Origin of the sequence: Streptomyces niveus, from assembly GCF_001723055.1 — a bacterium.
Classification (GTDB): domain Bacteria; phylum Actinomycetota; class Actinomycetes; order Streptomycetales; family Streptomycetaceae; genus Streptomyces; species Streptomyces niveus.
Map to the genome: position 1 here is coordinate 1 of NZ_MDCR01000391.1, position 6,959 is coordinate 6,959.

Below are 6,959 nucleotides of genomic sequence, written 5' to 3' on the forward strand. Positions count from 1 at the left end.
TGCGGATGCTCCTCCGGCGGGGTGGTTGGGGGTACTTCGATCTTCTGCCGGGGGGCTTGGGCCCACAAGTACCGACTAATTGGTGGGGTACGCACCACGAGGTGAGGAGTCACGAGGAAGGATGGCGAACTCCACCCCCCCGAACCGGAGTTCCAGGAGTCCGATCTTGTCCTACGTGCACCATGTCGAGCATTTCCACGGACTGCCCGCCTACACCTTCCCGCAGTACGCCGACCCCGCCGCCCTGCCTCCCGCCGACGCGGTCGCCTGGCGCCTGCACCGGGACCCGTACGACACCGAAGAGGACGCGGACGTCTGCTGGAAACGCTTCACCGAGTCGGTCGAGCTGTCGAAGGTACGGGCGATCATCTTCGGCCAGCCCTGGTACGACGGAGACGGCGGGCTGTCGGACGACGACCTGATCGGTCTCGCCCCCCGGCTGACCGGCCTCGAAGCGCTCTTCCTCGGCGATCTGGAGGACGAGCAGGCGATGATCTCCACCATTTCCCACGGCGACCTCGCACCGCTCCTCGCGGCCTTCCCCGGCCTGCGTGAGCTGGCCGTACGCGGCGGCGAAGGCCTCGACTTCCCCGTCTCGGGGCACCAGAACCTGCGCGTCCTGCGCGTCGAGTCCGGCGGGCTGCCGCCGAGCGCGGCGGAACACATAGCCGCCGCCCAACTCCCGTCGCTGGAGCACCTGGAGCTGTGGCTGGGCGACGAGAACTACGGCGGCGGCGTCACCGTCGAACACCTCGCCCCGCTGCTCGCGGGCGAGGGCAAACCCGCGCTGCGCCACCTCGGACTCCAGAACAGCTTCATCCAGGACGAGTTGGCCGCCGCGCTCGCCGCCGCGCCGGTCGTGCCCCGGCTGACGTCCCTGAGCCTGGCGATGGGCACGCTCTCCGACGAGGGCGTGGAGGCGCTGCTCCAGGGCCAGCCCCTCACCCACCTGCGGGAACTCGACCTGTCCTTCCACTTCATCAGCGACGAGATGATGCTGCGGATCTGGACGGCGCTTGAGCCGGCCGGGGTGCGGGTGGACATGACGGCGAAGCACCAGCGCCAGGCGGACGAGTGGGACGAGGACGGGCGGTACATCGCGGCGTCCGAATGAGCACCGGCGTCACGTCACCCACCACCGTCCCTCCCGAAAGGCCGCACCATGCCCCGTAAGCCCGAAGCCCCCGCCCCCGACTCGCAGGACCCGGACGACCTCCGGATCGCGAGCCGCAATCTGAACGGCCGGTACCCCTGGCTGCACCCCGGCGAGCAAGTCCCGTACGGGCGCGTCCTGCGCGCGGCGGCCGAGCTGAAGTGGCGCCCCGCCGATGTGGTGTCCCGGCTGAACGCGCTGGGGTACGCGGACATCCAGCGCGCCTCGATCCCCTGGCCCGACAGCGTCGAGCCGGACGACGCGGCGCTGGTCGTCCGCGCCGAGCGGTGGAGCTACGGCGATCCGGTCGACGTCCAGGAGACCGTCTCGCTGCGCCAGATCGTGGCGTCGGCGGCCCAGGTGAACCGCTCTCCGGCCGATGTGGCGCGGCGGATGACCGCTCTCGGCTACCGGGTCGGGACCGGCGCCCGGCCGCTGCCCGAGTCCGCCGACCCGCGTGACATCCGGCTGATCCTCACCGACCGCAGGAGCTACGGCACGTGGCTCGACTGGGGCGACGAGGTCTCAGCGCACCATGTGCTCGACGTGGCCGCGCAGTTGGCGTGCAGCCCGCACATCGCCGCGAAGCGGCTGGTCGCGCTCGGCCTCCGGCTGCCGTACACGCCGGAGCCCGGCGACGAGCGGCTCCTCAGATACCGGGACACCTACGGGGACGTCCACGGCAGCGGCTGGTTCGGGCGCTGGTCGGCCCCGCCCGTCGGGCACGTCATCGCCGTCGCCCGGGAGACGGGCCGCCCGCAGGCGGACATCGTCGCCCGGCTGTGCGAGCTGGGCCTCGCGGCGCCGGACGGGAACGTGCCGGACGTCCCCGAGGCGGACGACTTCGTCATGCTGAGTGAGAATCTCGACGGCCGGGCGCCCTGGCTGCCGAGGAACAACGTCGTCGGCCTCCAGGTGCGGCACATCCTGCGCGCCGCGCGGGTCACGGGCCGCAGCCCCGTGTCGGTCGCCGGACGGCTGACCGCGCTCGGCCACTGGCTGCACGACGACGCCAACCTTCCGGCTGCCGTCGACGAGGCCGACATCGCGCTCCTGGACACCGTCACGCGCTCGTACCGGGACGACGTCCACCTGGAGAACGTGCTGCGCAGCGCGAGCCTGACCGGCCGCAGCCCGGCGGACGTCGCGGAGCGGCTGACCGCGCTCGGGTACCGGCTGCCGGACGAGGTGGAGTACCCGGAGATACGGGGCGCGCTGACCTCTGGCTGACGACGGGCTCGCCCCGGGTCGTCCGACGACCCGGGGCCACGCCGGTGTCGGCTAGAGGCGCTCGGGGGTACGGATGCCGAGCAGCGTCATCCCCAGGCGCAGCGTGCGGCCCGTGAGGTCGCACAGGAAGAGGCGGTTCTCCGCGACCTCCCGCGGCGGCGCCGGCTTCACGACCGGGCACTCGGTGTAGAACGTCGAGAACAGCGACGACAGTTGGTACAGATACGCGGTCAGCTTGTGCGGCTCGTACCCCGACGCGGCCTCCGCCAGAACCTCGCCGAACTGGTCCAGGTGCAGGCCCAGCGCGCGCTCCGCCGGGGCCAGTTCGAGCTCGGGGTGGGCGACGGGCGTACGGTCGCCCGCCTTGCCGAAGATGGAGCGGGTCCGGGCGTACGCGTACTGGATGTACACGCTCGTGTCGCCCTGGAGCGACACCATCTGGTCCAGGTCGAACTTGTAGTCCCGCGCGGCCGAGGTCGACAGGTCGGCGTACTTCACCGCGCCGATACCCACCTCCGTGGCGCGCTCGACGATCTCGTCCTCTGTCAGACCGAGGCCCTCGCTCTTGTCGCGGACGACCACGGACGCGCGCTCGACGGCCTCGTCCAGCAGGTCCACCAGCCGCACCGTCTCACCCTCACGGGTCTTGAACGGCTTGCCGTCCTTACCGAGGACGGTGCCGAAGGCGAGCTGCACGGCGTGCACCTGGTCGTTCAGCCAGCCGGCCCGGCGGGCGGTCTCGAAGACCATCCTGAAGTGCAGCGACTGCCGGGCGTCCACCACGTACAGGAGGGTGTTCGCCTTCAGATTCCCCACGCGGTCGCGGATCGCGGAGAGGTCGGTGGCCGCGTACCCGTAACCGCCGTTGGTCTTCTTGACGATCAGCGGTGTCGGATTGCCGTCCGGGCCCTTCACGTCGTCGAAGAACACGCACAGCGCCCCGTCGGAGCGGACGGCGACGCCCGTCTCCTCAAGGATGCGGCAGGTCTCTTCGAGCATGTCGTTGTAGCCGGACTCGCCGACGACGTCCTCGTCGCGGATCTCCATGTCGAGCTTGTCGAAGACCGAGTGGAAGTAGATCTTCGACTCGTCGACGAAGCGCTGCCACTGGGCGAGGGTGTCGGCGTCACCGGCCTGGAGCGCGACGACACGGTCGCGGGCGCGGGTCTTGAACTCCTCGTCGGAGTCGAAGACCGTACGGGCGGCCTTGTAGAGGCGGTTGAGGTTCGACATCGCCTCCTCGCCGGAGACCTCGCCCGCGCGCGTGTGGTCCAACTCGTGCGGGTGCTCGGTCAGATACTGGATGAGCATGCCGAACTGCGTGCCCCAGTCGCCGATGTGGTGGCGCCTGATCACGTTCTCGCCGGTGAACTCCAGGATCTCGACCATCGCGGCACCGATCACGGCGGAGCGCAGATGCCCGACGTGCATCTCCTTGGCGACGTTCGGCTGCGCGTAGTCGATGACCGTCGTGCCGGGCTCGGTGGCGAACGGCACGCCGAGGCGGTCGTCGGTGACGCGGGCTGCCAGCGTCTCGACGATCGCCCGGTCCGTGACGGTGATGTTGAGGAAGCCGGGGCCCGAGACCTCGACCTCCTTGAAGAGGCCGCCGTCGGCCAGCGCCGCCACGACCTTCGTCGCCAGCTCGCGCGGATTGCCCTTCAGCTTCTTGGCGAGGGCCAGCATCCCGTTGGCCTGGAAGTCCGCCCGGTCGCTACGTCGCAGCAGAGGGTCCGCGGGGCCGGCCTCCGGCAGGGCTGCCGAGAGGGCGTCCGCGATGCGCTGATCGACGGTCGAGGCGAGGGATGTGACCGGGGCCATGGGCTGGGAGCCGTTCCTGTAGAGGGTGTGTCCGTGGCCCCATTCTCCCATGGGGCGACAAGTCGTTTTCGCATTGTCGGAGGGGCCTGGGACAATGGCCGTCGCCGGTATCGCAGGCGTAGTGGCGTAGTAGAGAGAAGGACGTGCCGACCGTGGCTCAGAGCACCGAGACCGACTGGGTCTCCCGTTTCGCGGACGATGTCATCGCCGAGTCGGAGCGACGTGCGCCTGGCAAACCGGTCGTCGTCGCCTCCGGAATCTCCCCCTCCGGCCCGATTCACCTGGGCAACCTCCGTGAGGTCATGACGCCGCACCTCGTCGCCGACGAGGTCCGCAGGCGTGGGTACGAGGTCAGGCACCTCATCTCGTGGGACGACTTCGACCGCTACCGCAAGGTGCCGGCCGGGATCCCCGGCGTGGACGAGTCCTGGGGCGAGCACATCGGCAAGCCCCTGACGTCCGTGCCCGCCCCGGCCGGGTCCGCGTACCCGAACTGGGCCGAGCACTTCAAGGCGCAGCTGATCGAGTCGCTGGTGGAGCTGGGCGTCGAGTACGACGGGATCAGCCAGACCGAGAAGTATCTGGCGGGGACCTACCGCGAGCAGATCCTGCACGCGATGCGGCACCGGGGCGAGATCGACGCGATCCTCGGGCGGTACCGGACCAAGGACAAGGCCGCGGGCGGGCCGTCGAAGAAGACGCAGCAAAAGAAGGTCGACGAGGCCGAGCTGGAGGCCGCCGAGGGGTCGGGCGCCGCCGACGAGGACGACGGTGCCGGATCGGCCGGGTACTACCCGTACAAGCCGTACTGCGGCAACGAGGGCTGCGGCAAGGACCTGACCACCGTCACGGCGTACGACGACGAGACGACCGAGCTGACCTACGTCTGCCAGGCCTGCGGCTTCGACGAGACCGTACGGCTCAGCGAGTTCAACCGCGGCAAGCTCGTCTGGAAGGTCGACTGGCCGATGCGCTGGGCGTACGAGGGCGTGATCTTCGAGCCGTCCGGTGTCGACCACTCGTCACCCGGGTCGTCGTTCGTGGTCGGCGGGCAGATCGTGCGCGAGATCTTCGACGGTGTGCAGCCGATCGGACCGATGTACGCGTTCGTGGGGATCTCCGGGATGGCGAAGATGTCGTCCTCCAAGGGAGGCGTGCCGATCCCGGCCGACGCCCTGCGGATCATGGAGGCGCCGCTGCTGCGCTGGCTGTACGCGCGGCGCAGGCCGAACCAGTCGTTCAAGATCGCCTTCGACCAGGAGATCCAGCGGCTGTACGACGAGTGGGACGCCCTGGAGCGCAAGATCGCGGACGGTTCGGCGCAGGCGGCCGACGCCGCGGCGCACTCGCGGGCCACGCGTACGGCGGCCCGTGAGCTGCCGCGTACGCCGCGCCCCCTGCCGTACCGCATGCTGGCCTCCGTCGTGGACATCACGGCGGGCGCCGAGGAGCAGACGCTGCGGATCCTCGCCGAGCTGGACCCGGCCGACCCGCTGACCTCCCTGGACGAGGCGCGGCCCCGGCTGGACCGGGCGGAGAACTGGATCACCAGCCAGGTGCCCGCCGAGGCGCGGACGGTCGTCCGGGCCGAGCCCGACAGGGAGTTGCTGGAGTCGCTGGACGAGCAGACGCGCGAGGCGCTGCGGCTGCTGCTGGCGGACCTGGACGCGCACTGGTCGCTGGACGGGCTCACGACGCTGGTCTACGGCGTGCCGAAGGTGCTGGCGGGGCTGGAGCCCGACGCCAAGCCCACACCGGAGCTGAAGGCCGCGCAGCGGTCGTTCTTCGCGGTGCTCTACCGGCTGCTGGTGACCAGGGACACCGGGCCGCGGCTGCCGACGCTGCTGCTGGCGGTGGGGGCGGACCGGGTACGGACGCTGCTTGGCGGCTGAGCCCGCCGCAGGACACGACCGGCCCCGGTGCGCGTGTGCGCGCCGGGGCCGGTCTGCGCGGGAGACTTCAGGTCACCGCACGGGTCGTCCGAGCACTCGTCTCAGCACTTGTCTGAGCACTTGTCTGAGCACGGACAGCCCGATAGGACTGTCCGCGTGACTGATCAACGCAGCTTCGCCCGAACCGTCATCGCACTCTCCCTGGCCGTGATCGCCTGTTGTGCGCTCACTTTCACCATCATGCTGATGGTCGGAAGTCCCGCCGTGCAGCCGCAGCGCGTTCTGGACCAGGAGGCGCTGGCGCGGGCCGTGCTCAACAACGTCGAATCCGGCGCCGACTTCGTCAAGCCCCCGACCATCGACGACATCAGCTGCCCCGCCTCCATACCCGTCGAGGCGGGCCGGGAGTTCGAATGCAAGGTCGTGAGCGTCGGCGACGGCAGCAGGAGCGGCCGTGCCTGGGTCAAGGTGAAGATCGAGAATGATCTGGGCGAAGTGTCGGTGGGCTGAGGAAAGCCACGGGAGCCCGCGGGCCGGGGAACCCGCTCAGGCGATCTGCTCGGCGTCGTCCTGCGCGTCCAACTGCTGCTGGTAGCGGCGCTTGAAGTCCTTCAGGTACGCGCGCAGGGAGTTCTCGCTCAACGGGCCGCCCGTGCGGCCGGTCACGCCGTACAGGTCCTGCAAGTAGATCGCGAACTGGCGGGCGTTGGGGAGGTCCTGGCGCTCGCTGACGTACCGCAGGAAAGCGTTGAAGTACGCCTCCTCGCGGGGCATGCCGTTGGGGAGGGACGCGGCCGGGAGGTCTTCCGGCTCCGGCTCGGGCTCCGTGTCCGGGCCGAGGTCTCCCTGGGGCTGCTGGGGGC

At 70.2% G+C, this 6,959-nt stretch carries 5 protein-coding genes and 1 pseudogene; 4 read left to right on the forward strand and 2 right to left on the reverse strand.

The window, feature by feature from the left end; translation table 11 throughout:
• Window positions 1-175 precede the first annotated feature (175 nt).
• Window positions 176-1,114: an STM4015 family protein gene (locus tag BHU15_RS34250; RefSeq protein ID WP_348538526.1), complete on the forward strand. Its 939-nt coding sequence runs from the start codon at window positions 176-178 to the stop codon at window positions 1,112-1,114.
• A 48-nt stretch (window positions 1,115-1,162) separates the two neighbouring features.
• Window positions 1,163-2,383, forward strand: coding sequence for a wHTH domain-containing protein (locus BHU15_RS34255; RefSeq protein WP_069630688.1), 1,221 nt, complete (start codon window positions 1,163-1,165; stop codon window positions 2,381-2,383).
• Between the two features lie 51 nt (window positions 2,384-2,434).
• Here BHU15_RS34255 and argS read toward each other — a convergent pair whose 3' ends face one another.
• Window positions 2,435-4,204 carry an arginine--tRNA ligase gene (gene argS, locus BHU15_RS34260; protein WP_069630689.1) on the reverse strand — a complete coding sequence of 590 codons (1,770 nt, stop codon included), beginning with the start codon at window positions 4,202-4,204 and terminating at the stop codon, window positions 2,435-2,437.
• A 143-nt stretch (window positions 4,205-4,347) separates the two neighbouring features.
• Between argS and lysS the strand changes: the two genes are divergently transcribed.
• Together lysS and BHU15_RS34270 are read left to right on the forward strand one after the other, a co-directional pair.
• On the forward strand, window positions 4,348-6,096 hold the full coding sequence (lysS, locus tag BHU15_RS34265) for a lysine--tRNA ligase (protein WP_069630690.1): 1,749 nt from the start codon (window positions 4,348-4,350) through the stop codon (window positions 6,094-6,096).
• A 156-nt stretch (window positions 6,097-6,252) separates the two neighbouring features.
• Entirely contained in the window at window positions 6,253-6,606 is a 354-nt protein-coding gene (locus tag BHU15_RS34270; RefSeq protein ID WP_069630691.1) for a DUF4333 domain-containing protein, read from the forward strand.
• Window positions 6,607-6,642: 36 nt separating this feature from the next.
• Here BHU15_RS34270 and BHU15_RS40575 read toward each other — a convergent pair.
• Window positions 6,643-6,959: pseudogene (locus BHU15_RS40575) on the reverse strand (DUF2637 domain-containing protein); the annotation flags it as partial.